Here is a 2,085-nt window from a genome sequence, read left to right on the forward strand (position 1 = left end):
CGGCGGCGAGCAGCGGCCGCAGGTAGCTGCCCAGCGGGCGCAGCGAACCGCGCGCCGCCCAGGCCCCGGCGATGCTCGCCGGCCACAGGGCCACGGCGTTGGTGGCGTTGGCGGTGACCGGCGGCAGGCCGGCGGCCAGCAGCGCCGGGAAGGAGAAGAAGGTGCCGCCGCCGGCCAGGGCGTTCATGCCGCCGGCGGCCAGGCCGGCGAGCAGCAGCAGGATCAGGTCGGACAGGGGCATGGCGGGCTCCGCACAAAAATGGTGCGCCAGCTTAGCAGGTCGCGGCGGCGCGGGGAGAGTGCGCCGGGCTCAGACGCGGGCCGGCGACTCCGCGGCGGCGCAGGCGTCGGCCGGCTGCGGGCGGCCGAACAGGTAGCCCTGCAGGCGGTGGCAGCCGTTGCGGCGCAGGAAGTCGGCCTGGCGCTGGTTCTCCACGCCCTCGGCGACCACCTGCATGCCGAGCTGTTCGGCGATCACCAGGATGCCGCGCACCAGCGCCACCGACTGGCGGCAGTCGGGCAGGCCGCTGACGAACTGGCGGTCGATCTTCACCCCGTCGAAGGGGAAGAACTGCAGGTAGGCCAGCGAGGCGTAGCCGGTGCCGAAGTCGTCGAGGAACAGGGTCAGGCCGGCCTGCTTGAGGGCATGCAGGGTGTCCTGCACCTGCTGGTCGGCATCCAGCAGGGTGGTCTCGGTGATCTCCAGCTCCAGGCGCTGCACCGGCGGGCGTTCCTCGGCGAGGATCGCCAGCAGCGTGCCGGCCAGGTCGGCCTGGCGGAAGTCCAGCGGCGACAGGTTGACCGCGATGCCCCAGTCGCGCCCCTCGTCCTGCCACTGGCGCAGCTGGCGGCAGGCCTGGCGGAAGATCCAGCGGGTGGCGTCGAGGATCAGCCCGGTCTCCTCCAGCACCGGCATGAACTGCGCCGAGCTGACCAGCCCGCGTTGCGGCGAGCGCCAGCGCAGCAGCGCCTCGAAGCTGTGCCGGCGGCCCTGGCGGTCGAGCTGCGGCTGGTAGTACAGCTCGAACTCGCCGCGCGTCAGGGCGTTGCGCAGCTCGGCCTCCAGCCGGTGGCGCTGCTCGGCCTCCTCGGCCAGGCGCCGGTCGAAGTGGGCCAGGCGGTTGCGGCCGCGGCCCTTGGCCTGGTAGAGGGCGAGGTCGGCTTCCTTGAGCAGCTGCGCGGCGCTGGCCTGGCCGCCGTGCTGGTGAGCGATGCCGATGCTCGGGCTGCTGAACAGCTCGTACTGGCGCACCTGGAACGGCTGGCGGAAGGCCTGCAGCAGGCGCTCGGCGAGGGTGTCGGCCTGGCCGGCGAGTTCGCCGGGCAGCAGCAGGATGAACTCGTCGCCGCCGAGGCGGGCGAGCATGGCGCCGGGCGGCGCGCACTGGCGCAGCCGCTCGGCCACTGCGCAGAGCAGCTGGTCGCCGATCTCGTGGCCGAGGGTGTCGTTGATCCGCTTGAAGTGGTCGAGGTCGATGAACAGCAGGGCCTGCGCCTCGCCGCACTGCAGGCCGAGTTCGATGCGCGCCTGCAGCTGGGTGCGGTTGGCCGCGCCGGTCAGGGTGTCGAAGTGGGCCTGGTAGTGCAGGCGGTTCTCGGCGGCCTTGCGGTCGCCGATGTCGCGCGCCAGCAGCAGCTGCAGCGGCTGGCCGCCGCGCTGGAAGGGCGTGCAGGAGGCCTCCAGCGGGAAGCTGCCGGTGCCGCGGCGGGCGGCGAACTCGAGGTTGCGGTTGGGCTGGGCGAGCAGCCGGCTCCAGCCGTCGCCGATCAGCAGCTCGTCGATCCGGCGCCCGCACAGGGTCGCCGGCGGGCAGTCGAACAGCGCCCCGGCGGCCGGGTTGGCCGAGTCGACCCGGCCCTGGGCGTCGAGCACCAGCATGCCCACCGGGGCGGCCTCGATCAGGCTGCGCAGCTGCTGCTCGCTGCCCTGCAGGGCGCGGCGTTCGTCGGCGAGCTGGCCGAGCATGCGATTGAGGTGCCGGGCCAGCTGGCCGGCGCAATCCTCGCCGGGCGCGGCGCGGGCCAGGCTGTCGCCGGCGGCGAAGGCCTCGGCCACCGCGCCGAGGGCGGCCAGACGGCGGCGCA

Annotated in this window: 2 protein-coding genes; both read right to left on the minus strand. The window is 74.2% G+C overall.

Annotated elements, in window-relative coordinates:
* The coding region (locus E5198_RS21015) for a TSUP family transporter (protein WP_168772575.1) at nucleotides 1–241 on the minus strand (241 nt) is incomplete at its 3' end.
* A gap of 69 nt (nucleotides 242–310) precedes the next feature.
* The coding region (locus tag E5198_RS22260) for a bifunctional diguanylate cyclase/phosphodiesterase (RefSeq protein WP_136491842.1) at nucleotides 311–2,085 on the minus strand (1,775 nt) is incomplete at its 5' end.

This window comes from Pseudomonas sp. A-1, assembly GCF_004801855.1.
Lineage (GTDB): Bacteria > Pseudomonadota > Gammaproteobacteria > Pseudomonadales > Pseudomonadaceae > Geopseudomonas.